This is a genomic window from Pontiella desulfatans, assembly GCF_900890425.1.
Classification (GTDB): Bacteria; Verrucomicrobiota; Kiritimatiellia; order Kiritimatiellales; family Pontiellaceae; genus Pontiella; species Pontiella desulfatans.
The window spans coordinates 257057-274588 of sequence record NZ_CAAHFG010000001.1; the positions used below are offsets into that span (position 1 = coordinate 257057).

At 57.5% G+C, this 17532-nt stretch carries 14 protein-coding genes; 7 read left to right on the forward strand and 7 right to left on the reverse strand.

Annotation, left to right across the window (positions count from 1 at the left end):
- Positions 1-5: 5 nt before the first annotated feature.
- From E9954_RS01055 to E9954_RS01065, 3 genes are all read right to left on the reverse strand, one after another.
- Positions 6-1052: an efflux RND transporter periplasmic adaptor subunit gene (locus E9954_RS01055; protein ID WP_168441872.1), complete on the reverse strand. Its 1047-nt coding sequence runs from the start codon at positions 1050-1052 to the stop codon at positions 6-8.
- A 196-nt stretch (positions 1053-1248) separates the two neighbouring features.
- Positions 1249-2379, reverse strand: a complete 1131-nt coding sequence (locus E9954_RS01060) for a porin (RefSeq protein WP_168441873.1) — start codon at positions 2377-2379, stop codon at positions 1249-1251.
- 318 nt (positions 2380-2697) lie between these two features.
- On the reverse strand, positions 2698-4374 hold the full coding sequence (locus E9954_RS01065) for a Na/Pi cotransporter family protein (protein WP_136077409.1): 1677 nt from the start codon (positions 4372-4374) through the stop codon (positions 2698-2700).
- Positions 4375-4621: 247 nt separating this feature from the next.
- Here E9954_RS01065 and E9954_RS01070 point away from each other — a divergent pair, with 247 nt between their 5' ends.
- Positions 4622-5089 carry a GNAT family N-acetyltransferase gene (locus tag E9954_RS01070; RefSeq protein WP_222846999.1) on the forward strand — a complete coding sequence of 156 codons (468 nt, stop codon included), beginning with the start codon at positions 4622-4624 and terminating at the stop codon, positions 5087-5089.
- A 55-nt stretch (positions 5090-5144) separates the two neighbouring features.
- On the forward strand, positions 5145-6626 hold the full coding sequence (locus E9954_RS01075; protein ID WP_136077410.1) for a RimK family protein: 1482 nt from the start codon (positions 5145-5147) through the stop codon (positions 6624-6626).
- A 15-nt stretch (positions 6627-6641) separates the two neighbouring features.
- Here E9954_RS01075 and E9954_RS01080 read toward each other — a convergent pair whose 3' ends face one another.
- From E9954_RS01080 to E9954_RS01095, 4 genes are all read right to left on the reverse strand, one after another.
- A complete protein-coding gene (locus tag E9954_RS01080) occupies positions 6642-7229 on the reverse strand; it encodes an SET domain-containing protein (protein ID WP_136077411.1) in 588 nt (195 codons plus the stop codon).
- 145 nt (positions 7230-7374) lie between these two features.
- Entirely contained in the window at positions 7375-9060 is a 1686-nt protein-coding gene (locus E9954_RS01085; protein WP_168441874.1) for a Na/Pi cotransporter family protein, read from the reverse strand.
- Between the two features lie 107 nt (positions 9061-9167).
- Positions 9168-10958, reverse strand: coding sequence for a sensor histidine kinase (locus E9954_RS01090; RefSeq protein ID WP_136077413.1), 1791 nt, complete (start codon positions 10956-10958; stop codon positions 9168-9170).
- A gap of 11 nt (positions 10959-10969) precedes the next feature.
- Positions 10970-11665 (reverse strand): response regulator, encoded by a 696-nt coding sequence (locus tag E9954_RS01095; protein ID WP_136077414.1) that lies wholly within the window; start codon positions 11663-11665, stop codon positions 10970-10972.
- A 317-nt stretch (positions 11666-11982) separates the two neighbouring features.
- On the opposite strand from E9954_RS01095, the gene E9954_RS01100 reads away from it, so the two are divergent.
- From E9954_RS01100 to E9954_RS01120, 5 genes are all read left to right on the forward strand, one after another.
- The gene (locus E9954_RS01100) at positions 11983-13029 is read left to right on the forward strand and encodes a hypothetical protein (protein WP_222847000.1); all 1047 of its coding nucleotides are present in this window, start codon (positions 11983-11985) and stop codon (positions 13027-13029) included.
- Positions 13030-13166: 137 nt separating this feature from the next.
- A complete protein-coding gene (locus tag E9954_RS01105) occupies positions 13167-13583 on the forward strand; it encodes a nucleotidyltransferase substrate binding protein (RefSeq protein WP_136077415.1) in 417 nt (138 codons plus the stop codon).
- Complete coding sequence (locus E9954_RS01110; protein WP_136077416.1) at positions 13576-13866, forward strand: nucleotidyltransferase family protein; 291 nt, start codon at positions 13576-13578, stop codon at positions 13864-13866. Before E9954_RS01105 ends, E9954_RS01110 begins: the two co-directional genes overlap by 8 nt.
- 527 nt (positions 13867-14393) lie before the next feature.
- Complete coding sequence (locus tag E9954_RS01115; protein ID WP_136077417.1) at positions 14394-16166, forward strand: hypothetical protein; 1773 nt, start codon at positions 14394-14396, stop codon at positions 16164-16166.
- Positions 16167-16242: 76 nt separating this feature from the next.
- Entirely contained in the window at positions 16243-17490 is a 1248-nt protein-coding gene (locus tag E9954_RS01120) for a hypothetical protein (protein ID WP_136077418.1), read from the forward strand.
- The last annotated feature ends 42 nt before the right edge of the window (positions 17491-17532 follow it).

Here is a 17532-nt window from a genome sequence, read left to right on the forward strand (position 1 = left end):
CCCGGTTAGTCGCGGCTCTTGACGGAAACCGCGTCGCCGTCGCGTAGGCGGCCGATGCTGTTGGCGACGATCTGTTCGCCGCCGGTGAGGCCGGAGAGGATTTCGATCTCGGTGCCCGTGTCGGTTCCGGTGGCAACGGGGATGCGCTTGACGGCGTCGTTTTCAATGGCGTAGACGTGCGGGGCGCCGTCGTTGAGGCGGACGGCCCCGGCGGGCAGCACGAGGGCGTTGCGGCGATTTTCGAGTTCGACGCTCACCTTGCCGTACATGCCGGGGAAGAGCAGCCCCTTGGCGTTGTCGAGGTCGATCTCGGTACGCATGCGGCGGGTTTTGGGGTCGAGTACGCCGGCCGTGCGGGAGATCAACGCTTCGAAGGTTTGGCCGGGATAGGCATCGAAGGCGAGCGTGGCCTTGTCGCCGTTGTTGAGCCAAACGGCTTCGCGTTCGGGGATGAAGGTCACGACGCGCAGCGGGGAAACGGAGGCCACTTCCAAAAGGATGTTGCCGGAGTCGGCTTCGACCAGATCGCCGGGATCAACGTTGCGGACGGATACGGTTCCATCGAACGGCGCGGGGATCCGGGTGTAGGCCAGCATCTGGTTCGCTTCCACCAGCTTGGCTTCGGTGACGGCCTTGGCGGCCTCGGCCTGCTGCAACCGGAGCTCCGCTTCCTGCGCCGCTTTTTCGGTGATGGATCCTTTTTCGGCCAGTTTCTTCACGCGTTGTTGTTCGGATTGGGCGGCGGCGAGGGCGGCCTCGCGATCCTTGATCTCGGCCTTGAGCACATCGACGGCGGCGGCCAGCTCGGGGGCATCGATTTCAACCATGGGCTGGCCTTTTTGGACCGGGGTGCCGATATCGACCAGCACGGCCTTCACGTAGCCGGTAACGCGTGCGCCAATGCTGGCGGTGTGGAAGGCTTCAATGCTGGCGGGCTGGGTGGTGGTGATGGACAGATCCTTTTTCTGGACGGGCACGAGTTCAACCGGTGCGGTCGCAAATGCGGCTGCGCATGTGAAGGCGACTGCGTATGGAATATATATTTTTTTCACTGATATCTCCTGTTCGGCAATGGCATTGCGTCAATGTGTTTCCAAAACATGATCATATTTATCATGATAATATGCGTAATGACGAGTCGTATTAGTGTTTATGGACAGGAGCGATGCGTATCCAAACGAAAAAAGGGCGCCCGATTGGGCGCCCTTGGGGGGGTAGGTAGGGTGGGTTAATCACCCAATGTAAAGCTTACCAGCTGATGCGCAGGGCGGAGGTTACTCCGTAGCCGTTGTAGTCTGCACCGGTTCCGCCGAGGTTTTTACCGAAGTTGTATTCGACGGCGTTATGCCATTTCAGCTTGTGGCCATAGAGGTACCAGTTGAAGCCGGCCAGCAGGTTGTGCGCGGTTTCAACTTTGGTCTTGGCCACATTGCGGGAGGCGTAGCGGGCCATGTTGACATCCACTTCGCTGTCCAGACTGGTTACGCCGGCATATTCAAGCACGATCTGGAACTCGTCGGAGATATCGTAGAACGGCTTGATGGAACCGCCGAACAGGTCGCTCATTCCGTCCATGCCAACCGCATAGGAAAGGTCGGACCAGATGCCGATGTTGTCATTGATTTTGGTTTTGTGGACGAGGGCCACAATGTGCTCCAGATCGCGGGTTCCGTTATCGTAGCCTTGGTCGCTTTCTTCGGCACCGTTGTAGACATAATCAAGGCGGAGATCGCCCTTGCCGACTTTGTGCCCAACGGAAAACAGGCCGAAGTAGCCGTTGTCGAAGTGGCCGAATTCCGGCTCGCCGCTGGCCGAGAAAACCCCCGCTTTGTAGCTGAGGTCTTCAACGTCGCCACCCAGGGTTGCGCCGGTGAAGTACTCCGTGCCGAACCACATGTTGCCGGCCACAATGTTGCGTTCCGGTACGATCAACTTTTTGGAGGAAGTGCCACCATCAAGGGTGAACCCTGCGGACTGCTTACCCACTTTCAACGTTGCGGCGTCGGAAAACTTCCATTTGGCATAGACGTCGGTCAGGCGGTTGTAGAATTGATCCCACTCGCCGGAGTCGGCTTCGTTCATATCCATGTCCATTTCGGCATGCAGGGTCAGGTTCTGGAAGAACGTACCCTTGAAGCCGAAGCGGAAACGGCGCCAGACGATATCTTCGTTGGCGAGGTCTCCATCGTTAAAGGAGAAGGCGTCTCCCTGCAGGCGCCCGGTAATGCCGAAGTTCTGCATCACCTTGGCTTCATCATTGTCATACCAGGTGCCGTAGCCCCAAATCGTATCGTAGATCGATGCCTCTTCCTCGGCAAAGACCGGTGCTGCGCAGAGCGCGAAGGCCAGGGCCATCCCAATTGCGGTTGTTTTTTTCATGTTCATCCTCCGTTCAGGTTTCATTAGGCAAAATGGTTTCAAACCTCTGAAATCCCCTTTGCCGCTTGTTTTAGCGGGTCTCTGCCCCCTTGTAGCACTCCAATGTTTGGGGAATGTTCGCCGCGCATTGGATCTCCTTGTTAAATATGTGCGTATGATTAGGGGTGAAGTGTTAGGGGATTGTGAGGAGGGTATTAGAGATTAGTAACGGGCAAGCGCGGTGTTTGGAGTGTTGCCCGGGGGGTTGGATTTGGCTAGGGCGCATAAAAAAGGCTCCCCCGCGAGGGGGAGCTTGGTCGTTAACGGATGGCCGTTTCGCTATTTTTCGCCCGCGACGACCTCGGCAATATTATAGGCGTGGTCTTTCATGCGGCGGTAGTTGTTGAGCATATCGGTGAAAACCAGGCTTTGAAGGGGCGAAGTTTTGCTTTCCGCGAGCCGTTGTAGATGTTGGCGCCGCGATGTTTTCATCTGGCGGGTGATGGCATCGCTGTCGGTTTGCGCTTTCCCGAGGATGTACAGGTTTTCGTTTCGCTCGGCTTCGTTGACCATTTTGATGTATTCGGAGACGCGCGAGTGAAGTTCCAGCAGTTCAATCCGGCCTTCCTGACACGTCTCCAACTGGTTGTTCCGCAGTTTAACGTGCCCTTTGAGCACGTTCACGATGTAGTCCGAGAGACTTTCGTATTCATCGGCGATCCGCATTTCACGGCGGGCTTCCTCCATCACATCGTGCGGAACCTGGCCGGTGAGCATCTCGCTGAGGAAGACCACAATCTCTTTTTGCACATTGTCGAGGATGCCTTCGTAGTGGAAGATTTTGCTCTCCAGTTCATCGAGCTGTTCGGTGCTGTGGAGCACCTGGTCCAGCCAGCCGGCCATCTTTTCGACGCTTTCGGCCATGAACAGGATTTGCTTGCGCGATTGCACAATGGCCAGCGAGGGGGTATCCAGCATGCGCACATCGAAATAGGTGAGATGGTTGATTTCGTCGATGGTCTTTTCCGGGACGAGTTTTTCAACCAGTTTGGCCAACGGTTTCATCAGCGGTAGGAAAATGATGGTGTTGATGAGGTTGAAGCCGGTATGGACCAGGGCGATCTTCGCGGTGATGTCGTCCCACCCCTCCTGTGTTTTGGCAAAGAATCCTTCCAGATGGACAAAGAGCCCTTCGATGCCCTTCACATAGGCAAAGAAGAAGGGGATCAGCCACAGGGTGCCGATGACATTGAAAATAATGTGTGCATAGGCCGCGCGCTTGGCATTGGTGGAGGTGCCGATGGAGGCCAGGAAGGCGGTAATCGTGGTGCCGATGTTCAGGCCCAGCACAAGGGCCGCCGCCGTGTCGAACCCGATGATCCCGCCCTGGGCCAACACGATCGTGACGCCGATCGTGGCCGAGGAGGATTGCACGATCATGGTGGCAATGCACCCGAAGAAAGCGCATTTGAGCACGCCCCACAAGGTTCCGGCATCCATCACGGAAAACACTTGGGTGAGGTATGCCTTCACTTCCGGCGTCTTGAACGCGCCGCCCATGGTCTCGAGCCCGAAAAAGACCATGCCTACGCCCAGCAGGGCCATGGCGGTATAACGGACGCGCTCCTTTTTGGAGAACAGGAAGAAAAAGGCGGCAACCCCGAGCGCCGGAAGGCCAAACTTCCCGATCTTGAGCGCAATGATCCATGCCGTGACCGTGGTGCCGATGTTGGCGCCGAGAATCACGCCGATGGCCTGCATCAGCGTCATGAACCCGCTGTTCACAAAACCGACCACCATCACCGTGGTCACCGAGCTCGACTGGACAATGCCCGTAATCAGGGTGCCGATCGCACAGGCCGCCAAGCGGTTGTCGGTCACTGCGCTGATCATTTTGCGAAGCCGGCTGCCCGCAACCGCCTGCATGCCTTCGGACATGTATTTCATGCCCAGAAGAAAGATTCCGAGTCCTCCGACAACCTTGAAAAGGATCTCCTGAATTGCGTGCCATTCCATAGCCGTTCCCCTGCTTGGTGAAAAAAAATCGGGGGAAGGCTAACAAAATCCTAACACGGGGTGCGACCCCATAATCCCTCCGGTTGCGCCCGCCGGAAACCACGCCCCGGACCGGTTTTCCCGGGGGCGCTTATTTTATGTTTTATGGGTTGAAAAAACCCGGGGAATAAACATATTCAGCGCCGAACGATCCGTTACGCCCAGGACTGGAATCCTGAGGGGGGTCTTTTTCTGATTTCAGGACATTATGAATCCAATGGAAGATGTCGGCGTGCTTTGTCGCCGCGTTGGTTTGAATCGTGTGGACGACCTCCTCGATCTAGAGGAGGCCTGTTTCAGTTTCGACCGGATTTCCCGCCGAAACCTGCGTAACCTGCTGCGTTCGCCAAGCGCCTGTTGCCTGGGGGCCTATCACCGGGGTCGACTCGTCGGCAGCATGGTGGTTCTTTTCCGGCGCAATACCCGCACCGCCCGCATCTATTCCGTCGCCGTCTCTTCGGCCTATCGCGGGAAGGGGATCGCCCGGCGGCTGATGGACCGGGCGGAACGCGAGGCCCGGAGCCGCGGCTGCACCCGGATGCGCCTGGAGGTTCGCATGGACAATGTTTCGGCCATCAAACTCTACGAAAGCCTCGGCTACGTGGATGCGCGGGTCATGCCCGGCTATTACGAAGACGGGACGCACGGCATGTTGTATCTCAAGGAACTGGGCTAGATCGGTGGAACCCCCGCCTGTTTTTCGGGGCATGGCGGCGAATTGGAGCAACAGAATGCCAAAACAATATATTGTCGTGGAGCAGCTGGACGATTGGGCTCCGTTCCTATCCAGCGAAAACCTCCTTACCTTCGAGGATTACCAGCAGCAGGATCCTTCGCCGGATCAGGGGACGCAGATCATCAACCTGTGCCGCGACCATGAATACATGGGCCGCGGCTACTACTGCTCGCTGCTGGCCGAGGCCCGGGGCGACAAGGTGCTGCCTTCGGTGCGCACCATCAACGAGCTGAGCCGGCGGCAGATGTATTCGCTGGGCCTTTCCGCGCTCGATAAGCTTGTGAAGAAAAAGCAGGCCCATCTCGGCAAGGACGGTTCGGTTTTTGCCCTGCGCGTCTTCTTCGGGACCACCCTGGTCGAAGAGCTGCGGTCGTTGGCCCGCCAGTTGTTCGACCTCTTCCCGTGCCCGGTGCTGGAGGCGAACTTCCAGCGGATTGGCGAAACGTGGGCGATCGAGTCGGTCCGGTCGATCGGGATCCACCAGCTGGAAGAGGGCCAGCAGGATGAGTTTGCCGATGCGCTGGATCAGTTCAGCCGCCAGGTCTGGCGCCGCTCGCGCCGCAAGAAGCGCTATGCCTACGACCTGGCCATCCTCGCCGATCCCGAGGAAAAGCTCCCGCCCAGCAACAAGAAGGCGCTCGAAAACCTCGTTCTTGCCGGCCGGCAGATCGGGATCGACACCGAAATCGTCACGAAAAACGACTATGCGCGCCTCACCGAGTTCGACGCGCTATTCATTCGCGAAACCACGTCGGTCGACCACCACACCTATCAGTTTGCCCAGAAAGCCGAGCATCTGCACATTCCGGTGGTCGACGACACCAACTCGATCCTCAAGTGCGCCAACAAGATCTATCTGGCCGAGCTGCTGCGCGACAACGAACTGGCCACGCCGAAGACCATGGTGCTCTATCGCGACAAGCCCGAGTCGCTCGCGACCGCCATCGACCAGCTCGGGCTGCCGATCGTGCTCAAGATTCCCGATGGCTCCTTTTCGAAGGGGGTCTACAAGGTCAATTCGCTGGCCGAGCTAACGGAGCGCACCGCGGAGCTCTTCGAATCCTCGGTGCTCGTGCTGGCGCAGGAGTTCATGTATACCGATTTCGACTGGCGCATCGGCGTGCTGGGCGGCCGGCCCCTCTTCGCCTGCAAATATTTCATGTCGAAGGGGCATTGGCAGATCTACAACCACGCCGCCACCGGAAGCCGCCGCTCGGGCGGTTTCACCACCATGGCCGTCGAGCAGGCCCCGCAGGACGCCGTCAAACTGGCCGTCAAGGCGTGCGGATTGATCGGCAAGGGGCTCTATGGCGTCGATATCAAGCAGAGCGGCAACCGCTTCGCCGTCATCGAAATCAACGACAACCCCAACATTGATGCCGGGGTCGAAGATATGCATCTGGGCAAACTCTGCTACCTGCGGGTGATGGAGCATTTCTTCAGCGAGATGGAGCGCTACCGCTACGGCACCCGTTAGTGGAAGGGTTCCTGGTCAGGCCGGGTCGTAGAAGCACTCGCGAATCGACCGGGCCGCGGCCTCTCCGTTGGCAATGAGCAGCAGCGTTTCCCAGGCCTCGTTGCCGAGCAGTCCGCGCAGGGGCTGTTCAACCTCGGCCAGCCGACCGTAGGCGCCCTCGAGCTTGTTGTCCCATTCGGGGTGGTGCCGGGTCAGGTCGTCCGGGAAAACGGTTTTGCGAGCGTGGCCTTCGTCGCAGGCGTCAAACGGTTCGATGATATTCAGGTAGCCGTAGTTGTCCGTCAGTTCCTCGCCCGGCTGGATGTCGCGCACGGCGATTTCCAGTTGGTAGGGGGTCAGGATGCAGTTGGAGTCGAAGCTATGGTTGACGTAGCGGTTATGGTCCCAGCAGAGCACGAAATGGCCGTGGCGGTCGCGGAAGCAATATTTGAGCATGCGTTCGCGCAGGTCGGCCGGATAGCGCCCGACCTCTTCCGGGGGGAGCGTGCGGTCGAGCGCATCCTGCACCCACACGATGGTTCCTTTGGGAATGAAGCCGGTGGCGAAGACCCCGTGGCCGATTTCGGGGTTCACGAAGCGTAGTTCTGTTTCCGGGTGTATCATGGGGCGCCGTCCTTCAAGGGGTGGTTTCTGGTGGTGCGCATTATGTTTTCCGGCGGAACCTTGTCGAGCCGGATTTTCGTCCAGACCCAAGAAAAAAGGCCCTCCCGCTGCCGGAAGGGCCCGTCTGCCGACAGGGGCGTTTCCCCTATTTCTCGCCGACGACGACCTCGGCAATGTTGAGGGCGTGGTCTTTCATCCGGCGGTAGTAGTTGAGGATGTCGGTGAAGGCCAGGCTGAAGAAGGGCGAAACCTCCTCGTTCTGGAGCCGTTCGAGGTGCTGGCGGCGGAACTCCTTCATCTGGGCGGTGATGGCCGCGCCTTCGGCTGTGGCCCAGGAAAGCAGGTCCGCCGTGCTTCCATCCTTCACATGCTTGTTGACGCGCTCGATGTATTTCCCGATCCGGTCGTTGAGCGCCAGCAGTTTTTCCCGGGCCGGCCCATCGAGCGGAAGCTCCATCTCTTCGAGTTTCTTGATGCCCTTGAGCACGTTTGCGGCGTAGTCGGAGAGCGATTCGTATTCATCGGCGATGCGCATCTGCTTCTGGGCTTTTTTGGTGATCTCCTGCGGTACCTGCCCCGATACCAGTTTGCTGAGGAAGATGAAGATTTCCTTCTGGACGTTGTCGAGGATCTCCTCGCGGTGGAACAGTTTGCGCTGGATTTCCGGATCGAGCTTTTCGCTCTCCAGGCAAACCCGCAGTTTGGCCATCATGCCTTCGACACTTTCGCCCATGAAGTTGAGCTGGCCCTGCGACTGGACGATGCCGAGCGAAGGCGTATCGAGCATGCGCACGTCGAGGAAGGTGAGGTGCGCGGCTTCCTTGACTTCCTTCTCCGGTGCGAGCCAGGTCACGAACTTGGCCAGCAGGCCGACGAACGGCAGGAAGATAATGACGTTTGCCACGTTGAACGTGGTGTGGGTGAGCGCAATGCCGGAGGTGATGATCAATCCGAACTCCTTCTCATCCATGTTGTCGATGCTGATATCCAGCGGATTGAAGCCCGTTTTCCACGCAACCAGGGCGGACAGGCCCTTGATCGCAAACGGGAACAGGGCAATAAACCAGGCCGTTCCCAGAACATTGAAGAAAAAGTGGGCGTAGGCCGCGCGCTTGGCATTGGTGGTGGTGCCGATCGAGGCGAGCAGGGCGGTGATGGTGGTTCCAATGTTTTCGCCCATCACCAGCGCGGCGGCGGTTCTGAATTCAATCACGCCCATGGCGGCAAGGCCGATCGTGATGCCGAGCGTGGCCGAGGAGGACTGGACGATCATGGTCAGCACCATGCCGACCAAGGCGCATTTGATGATGCCGAGGTAGGAGGTGGCCTGGAAGGCATGGAACCACGCGTTGAACTCCTCGTGCGAGCGCAGCGGTTTGAATCCGTTCTTCATCAGTTCAAGGCCATAGAAGACCATGCCGATGCCCATGATGGTCATGCCGATGTAGCGGATGCGCTCGTTTTTGGAGAACAGGAAGAAAAAGGCGGCGATGCCCAGGATGGGGAGGCCCCATTTGCCAATGTTCAGCACCAGGATCCAGCCTGTGATGGTGGTGCCGATGTTGGCGCCGAGAATCACCCCGATCGCCTGCATCAGGTTCATGATGGCCGAGTTGACGAAGCCGACCACCATGACGGTGGTCACCGAACTCGACTGCACCAGCATTGTAACCAGCAGGCCCATCAGAACGCCCATGATCCGGTTGTTGGTGGCCGCGCTGATGATGGTGCGCAAGCGGTCGCCGGATACGGCCTGCAAGCCTTCCGACATATGTTTCATTCCGAGCAGGAAAATGCCCAATCCGCCTACGACCTTTAAAGCGATTTGCATGAAGCTGACGTCCATCTTTATCCCCTGATTATTGGTTGGTTTTGGAATTGCGCGGCGAACCTAACAGAAAGCTGACACAAAGCTAATACTTAAATGTTAGCGTTTTGTTAGGACGCGCTGGCGGGGGGTTCGCCTGCGGGGAGGCTGATAATGAAGGTCGTGCCGGCTCCTAGCTGGCTTTCGACCCGGATGGAGCCTTCGTGGCTTTGCACGATGTGTTTGACGATCGAAAGGCCAAGCCCCGTTCCGCCCAGTTTGCGGCTGCGGGCGGTATCGACGCGGTAGAAGCGTTCGAACAGGCGGTCGAGGTGCTTGCGCTCAATGCCGAAGCCTTCGTCCTTGATATAGATCAGCACCTGGTCGGCATGTTTTTCGGCCAGCACCAGCACCTTTTTGTCGGGCTCGGAATATTTGACGGCGTTGACGATGAGGTTGACGAGCGCCTGTTCCAGCAGGGGCGCGTTGATCGATAGTTCAAGGTCTTCGGGGCAGACGCAGTCGATCTGGATGTTTTTCTTGCCGGCCTGGAGCTGGCAGAGGTAAATGGCCGTCTCGATGACCGGGGAGAGCTTGCTCGTTTCTTTCATGACGAGGCCGCCCTTCTGCTCCAGCCGCGATAGCGTGAGCAGGTCGTCGATGATCGAGTTGAGCCGCCCGGACTGCTGGCTGATGATTTGCAGGAAGCGGAGAATGTCCGGTTCGTGGTTCCATTCGTCCGATAGCAGGGTTTCGACAAAGCCCTTGATGGAGGTGATCGGGGTTTTCAGTTCATGCGAAACGTTGGCCACAAAGTCGGCGCGCACCGTTTCGAGGTGCCGGATGTGGGTGACGTCGCGCAAGACGATGAGCGCGCCGATCGATTTGTTTTCGGCGTTCCAGAGGACGGTGCCGCTGGCCAGAACCTGCTTTTCGGTGTCGCCGATCAGCGTCAAATCGCGCACGAGCGGCTTCTGGGAACCGATGACGGCCTTGATGAACTCCTGCAGATTGGAGAACCGGACCACTTGCTGGACCAGCTCGCGCTTGGTTTTCTCGTGGTCCACGCAAAGGATTTCGCCGGCGACGCGGTTCATGTGGATAATGCGTTCCTTGCGATCGACCGCCAGCACGCCTTCATCCATGGAGGAGAGGACGGCATTCTGTTCGTTGCGCTGTTCGATGATCGTGGACAGCGTCGTGTTGAGCTGCTCCGACATCGAGTTGAGCGCATTCGCCAGCTGGTCGAGTTCCAGCGCCTGCTGGGCGGGGATCCGGTGGTTGAAGTCGCCCTCCGCAAAGCGCCCCGCGGCGCGCCCCATGCCGCGCAAGGGGTAGGTGATGCGGCGGACAACGCCGATGCAGATAACCATGGCCAGGGCCCCGGAGAGAATCGCGGCCACGAAAACCCGAACGGTCATCTTGTTCAGTTCACCCTTGATGTCGGTCATGGGCAGCGAGGCACGCACGGCGCAGAGGGTTTCCTGGTTGCCGCTTTTCAGCGGGACGGCGATATACATCATTTCCTGTTTAACCGTTCGGCTGTAGCGCGTATCCATGCCAACGTCCCCGCCGAGCGCCTGCCGGATTTCGGGGCGGTCGCCGTGGTATTCCATCGTTGAGGGGGTTTCGTCGGAATCGCCGACCACCTTGCCATCGGGCATAATGATGGTGAAGCGGGTGTTTGCGGAGGTTCCTAGCTTTTTGCACAAGGCGTCGAGGGCGGCCTCGTCCAGCTCTTCGACCAAGGGGGCCGCCTGCTCGGAAAGCAGTATCGTCCGTGTGCGGATGTCGTCTTCCATGGCCCGGAAATAGAGATCGGACATGGAGTGGAAGGAATAGAATGCCACCACGACAATCGCGATCGCCATCAGCACCCAATAGGAGGGGAGCAACAACCAGAACAGGTGCCTTTTCTTCATGGGGAATCCGCCTATTCTTCTTCCTTGAAGCGGTAGCCGATTCCCCGGACGGTTTCAATGCATTTCCCGGCCGCGCCCAGTTTTTTACGTAGACCCACAATCTGGACATCCACCGAGCGGTCGGTCACCGGATAATCGTCGCCATGGACCGCGTCCACGATCTGGTAGCGCGTAAAGACCCGGCCCGGTTGCTGGGCCAAGAGCTGGAGCACCTTGAACTCGGTAAAGGTCAGGGCAACATCGGTTCCATCGACCTCCACCTTGTGGCGCGCAACATCGATCGAAATGCCGTGGTTGCTGATCAGCTCCTCGCTGGCGACCGACCGGTTAGCCGTAATGCGCCGCAGGGCCGCCTTGACGCGGGCCAGCAGAACCCGCGGGCTGAACGGTTTTGTCACATAGTCGTCTGCGCCCAGCTCCAGGCCGGTCACCACATCGGCCTCCTCGCACAGGGCGGTCAGCATAATGATTGGTATGCGCTCCGTCTTCGGGTCGGCCTTGAGGCGTTTGCAAACCTCCAGCCCATCCGCCCCCGGCAGCATGATATCGAGCAGGATCAGGTCGGGTTGGAATTGTGCGGCCAAGGTTAGTGCCTCCTCGCCCGAGTCCACCACCTTCACCCGATATTTGTTGCGCTCCAGGTTGAACAACAGCAGTTCCTGGATCGGCGCTTCGTCTTCCACGACTAAAATTTTGATCTTTTCCATGCGCCCAATGTTTCGCATTTGCCGAACGCTAACAATCCTTAAAATGTTAGAATCAGGTTATTCCGTTGTTTGCTAGATGTTTAGGGAATCCGTGCGCCGGGAGCCAAAGGGGGCTGTTTCGTGGTGGGTTTTCTTCGGTTGTGTAATCCAGATTGACGATCGTCAATCTGGATTACACAAACCGTGCAGGGTGCCGGGTTGACTTTCATGGGGGCAGGTATTAGCTTCGGTGCGGAAATGAACCAGATAAACTAAGTTTATGGAGCCTCTTGCAAAACCCTTCGAGTTTGCGAGGCAGTTTTTTGTTAGAGGAGAATATGATGGAACAAGGTTCGTTTGCGCAGATCCCCATGCAATTTGTGGGCCCTTTAAGGGTTTCCGGAATCCAGCTCGAAGGCGAATACGAGGTGCCGCTGGCCACCTATGAGATTCCGCTATGGCCTTCGGTCAACCGCGGCGCCCGTGTTTCGATGAACTGCGAAGGCGGAATCAAGTGCACGGTCGTGGACGACCGGATGACCCGCTCCGTGCTTTTCGAGGCGCCCGATGCCACCGCGGCATTCCTTGCCCTGGAAAAAATAAAGGCGGGTCTTCCTATCCTTGAAAAGGTGGTCGAAGGCACCAGCCGCTTCGCGAAGCTGATCAACATCAACGCCCAGATTGCCGGCAACCTGTTGTTTGTCCGGTTCGAGTTCACCACCGGCGATGCCTCCGGGCATAACATGTGCACCCAGGCCGCCGAGGCGCTCATGAACCATATTCTCGGAAACCATCCCGAGCTCGAATATGGCTCCATCTCCGGGAACTATTGTTCCGACAAGAAGGCCACCGCCGTCAACGGCATCCTCGGGCGCGGGAAATACGTGGTGGCCGAACTGCTCATTCCCGGAAAAATCGTCCGCCGCTATCTCAAAACCACGCCCGCAAAGGTGGTGCAGCTCAACATCCGCAAAAACCTCATCGGCACCATGCTCGCCGGTGGTTCGCGCAGCGCCAACGCCCATTTCGCCAACATGCTGCTCGGCTTCTACCTCGCAACGGGGCAGGACGCCGCCAACATTGTCGAGGGCTCCCAGGGCATGACCCTGGCCGAGGAGCGCGACGGCGACCTCTATTTTTCCGTCACCCTGCCCAACCTCATCATGGGCACCGTCGGCAACGGCAAGGGGCTCGATTTTGTCTTGGACAACATGCGGCGCATGGGGCTGGACGAAGAGCGCGCCCCCGGCGAGAATTCAAAACGCCTCGCCTGCCTCTGCGCCGCCACCGTCCTCTGCGGCGAGCTCTCCCTCCTCGCCGCCCAGACCAACCCGGGCGAGCTCATGGACGCCCACCGCCGCATCGAGCGCGGGCAGCAGAAGTAAGCGTTCCCTATGGGGTGAATGTGGGGCGGCGGGGTATTTGGAGTATCGAAAAATCTGGCAGGAACATCGCGTTCGCTAATGTTGCCTAATAACTGCCGGTCGGGTACCATGCTCCCGATGGTATATGGAGATAAATCATGTCACTGGAGTTAGGCAGTTTAGAAAAGGCTATCGAGGCGCTTGGCCGGTCTTTGCGCGTGATTGAAGCAGAATCGGACTCCGCCAATTCCGATCTGATTGAAACGCTGCGAGCCGGGGTCGTACAGAATTTCGAGGTGGCGTACGAGCAGTCGTGGAAAATGATGAAGCGGTGGCTGGAAGCCAATGTGGGTTCGGTCGAGGTTGATGGAGTTACCCGCCGACAACTCTTCCGGCTATGCCATGAAAGCCGGTTGATTGACGATGTTGATGCCTGGATGGGATTCCACAAGTCGCGCAACGAAACCTCACATACCTATGATGCTGAAACCGCCGACGATGTTTTTAATATGGCGAAAGTGTTCTTGCCTGCCGCAACGGATGTGCTTTCCAGGATTGCTGCCCGTAATGATTGATCTTCCTCAAGAACAGCTGGAAACCGTAAGGCGGATTCTTTCCGGACATGTTCACGGCGCTGAAATCCGGGTGTTTGGTTCGCGGGTGCAAGGCAATGCCAAGCCCTGGTCTGATCTTGATTTGGTAATCATCGGAAACAAAAAGCTGGAACTGGGTGCCCTTGGTGACCTCCGGGAAGCATTCGAAGAGTCCGACCTCCCTATTCGCATTGATGTGTTGGACTGGCATTCCATTTCATCCGAATTCCGCAAGGTCATCCAGGCCCGGTTCGAATTGCTTTGATTGCATCGGGAAGCGCAGCAACGGGAACCGGCACGCACGGTTGGTGCATGTTGGCCTTTCGATAAAACCATGTTTTCCGGCACCAGTTCCGGTTGTTGGGCACATGCGACATTCATAATCCTGCCCTAATCTTTCTTTCCCTTTTCAAATGCATGCCTAACGATATGGGGCCTAAAGCCCTGGCCGGTAGTATGTTTTGCTAGATTAACCACTAGCGGAACCGTTGCATCCAAACCGTTTCCTAATGTTGCGCTAGCCTGTTCCTTGCCGAAAGCCAACGGCATCCACAGCGCCTTCTAATGTTTCCTTAACACAAAAACCGCCCAATGTGCGGTGTCGAAGGGGACAACTCCGCTGGGACGGATAATTTTAACGAACCCGACCACTTTGACGTTTCAGCGGGATGATCGGAAACCGGACGGACAAAACGTAAAGGCCGCCGGTTCCGCCCCGACGACATGGGTAGGCAGGACCAATGTTGCGGGAGACCGCAATTTATTATCGTTAATCATTAAAGGAGAAAGTTAATGAAAAAACAGTTTATTATCGCAGCTGCCATGGCTGCAGCAGGTGCGGCTAGCGCGGCACATTATAACCATTCTGGTGATATCACCAGTTCTGTGACTTGGGCAGCCGGCGACACGCATAGCATGGTTGACCGCGTTACCGTGATGCCAGGGGCAACCCTGACCATCGAACCGGGTACCATTATCGCTAGTGACGGTGGTTCCTTGGCCGTCACGGCCGGTGCTCAGATCCACGCCGAAGGTACTCGCGCCAAGCCGATCATCTTCACTTCCGTCAACGACGACTTCGCAACCTGGCGCCCGGTGTGCCAGGAGTGGGGTTCGCTTGCGATCATGGGGGAAGGCATCATTTCCTCGCACCTTTACAAAGGCGCTCCGAAGAACGGTACGCAGAACACCCCGACTGCCGTTGGCACGCACACCCGCGTCATGGAAGGCCTGGTTGCCCGCGGCGATGGAACCGAAGAGTACGGCGGAAACAACGATGACTACGATGCCGGTACGCTCTCCTATGTTTCCTTCCGCTACGGCGGACAGGTGCTGGAAGAAACATCCGAGCTGAACGGTCTCTCCCTCGGGGGTATTGGCCGCGAAACCCAGATCGACCACATCGAAATCATGAACAACGTCGATGACGGTATCGAAATCTGGGGCGGCACGGTCTGCATGAAGTATATCTCCATCTGGAACATTGGCGACGACAGCCTCGACTGCGACCAGGGCTGGCGCGGCAAGGTTCAGCATGGCCTGATCGTTCAGGGCTACTCCGCCGACGCGAAGCAGGGTTCCGGTGTGGGCGACAACTGCATCGAGATGGACGGTTCCGAAGACTCCGACTGCGAGCCGCACACCACCTCCACCCTTTACAACTTCACCGTAATCGGCAACCCCACCAAGGGCGACCACGGCCTTGCGCTGCGCGACAACGTTCGCCTGCAGGTTCGCAACTCCATCTTCATGGATATCCCGGACGTGCTGATCGACGAAGAGTATGACGGTGACGGCGGTTCCGGCTGGGGCTTCGCCCAGGGCACGACGGTTACTCCGGATGACGGCGATGGAAACTTCTACGCTTCCCACGTTGCCCTGAAGACGGTTCCGAACATGGAAGACACCTATGGCGTTGCCTTCAACGCCAATGCCTATGCCGGCGACCTGGCCCGCATCGGTGTTGCTTCCAACGAAATCGTCTACTGGGCGCAGGCCGACGGCTACATGAACGAGCTGACCGATACGGTCCTTTACAATGTGGTCAAGGGTGGGCACATCGACGAGATCGAGCTTTTCGAGTATGCCGGCTACAATGCTGAAGTTGTAACCAACCTGCCGATCGTCGCCTTGGAGCGTGGCCCGTTGGTTAGCCTGTACGGGGGTGCGCTGTCCTGCGCGCCGGTGACCAACCTGAATCCGTGCGCAGCGAACGATGCCTTGGTTGCCGACTCCCTGCCGACCAACGATGGCTTCTTCGATCCGGTATCCTACCGTGGCGCTTTCTCCGCGGATGAAAACTGGCTGGCTGGCTGGACGGCTGCCTATCAGTACGGAATGCTCGACGGCCGCACCGACGCTGGTGCGACTGAAATCGATGGCGGCGTTTATCTGACCGTTGCTGATTCGGTTGAGGGGCAGTACTACTACGTTGAAAGTTCGGACAATCCCGGCTTCGCAAGCAACGTTGTTGTGGAAGCAACCTTGGTCGGTACCGGTTCCGAGATCTACTATGGTGATCCTGCGATCGAGTCGGCCAAGTTTTTCCGCATCACTTCCTACTAAGGTTCTGCTGCAGGAAAAATGATCAATATGGTGGCAGGGTTCCCCTGCCACCACTCTCTATTATTAGGTATGGAATATGAGTATACGGTTTTTCTTTCTCTGTTTGATCTCTTTGTCGTTGGTTGGTTGTGTTGCGCGGGATGGCGATGCCGGATCTCTCACGACAAGCCAACGGGAGCTGGTTCTACAGGTCAAGGGTGCGCTTGGGCAGCTTCCCGACGAGCCGCATAAACGAACCCGTAACCGGGAGCTGGGCCTTCTTGCGGAAGTGGCTCTGGAGGCGGATGAAGAATCGCTCGTACTTGAGGTTGTTGAGGCAATCGACAACTGGCGAAACATACAATTGAAAGCGGAGCTGGCAACGACCTGCTACAACATGGGCCGGGAGGAGAAGGCCCGGCAACTCGTGGAGGAGGTTGAGCAGACGGTCGACACGGTTCTTGGAATTAAGAGCGGTAGGATCGTTGCGGCGGGAGAAAACAAAAACATCTTGGAGGAATACGACGATTTTCGCCTGGATCGTGTGAAAGTGGCGCTCTCCAAATATTATTTTACCAAGGGAGACAAGGAGTCTGCCAAAAAATGGAGCGAGGGTGTGCTGCCCGCCGAGCAGTCCGAGTTTATCAAACAACAGGCGCAGGCATTGGCTAAAGAGAATTACGACACCTCGCTTGCCGTAAATAATATTTTGATTAAGGGAGAGACCTTCGAGGGTAAGAAAGCCGGCATTGATGGGCTGGTGTTGCTATTCGACCTCTACTATGGCGAGGAAGGGAAACGCAATGAATTGAAGGCCTTGATTGACGAGTTTTCTATCTCCATGCCGGTGATGTACCGGGTGGAGTGGTTGCACGGCATGGCACTTTCCGCTTTCGGCCATGGCGATGCCGCGGTGGCAAGGTCGTTGTATATAGAGTCTTCCTTGCTTATATCGGAAGGCTCCTTCAAGCCCCGTCTCTTCTTTCCGTTGAAAGCGGAAAACATCATTACCTCGCATAAGCTTGGGTTTCGTGAAGAGGCGTCCGAAGCCGCCGACCTGCTTTACGGGGAATATGCCAGGTTCGAGGGCAACATCTACAACATCCACCGGGCAGACGTGCTCTGCGCGGTTGGCGAAATGTTTGTTGCGATCGGGCGTATGGATCGTGCGGAAGAGGTTTATCTGAATGCGCTGGATCAGGCCGGCGTGAATCCGAACTCCAGACCCCGGGTCGAGGACTTGAACCTCATCGCGTGCTCCCTGATTAAGCATGATGTTCCGTTAACATCCGGACTGCATGAAAAGATGGATGGATTCGTGGGATCGTTGGGGGCGCCTTGGTAGGCGGCCCGCACTTAACATAACACTAACCCTAAAAAGGTTGTT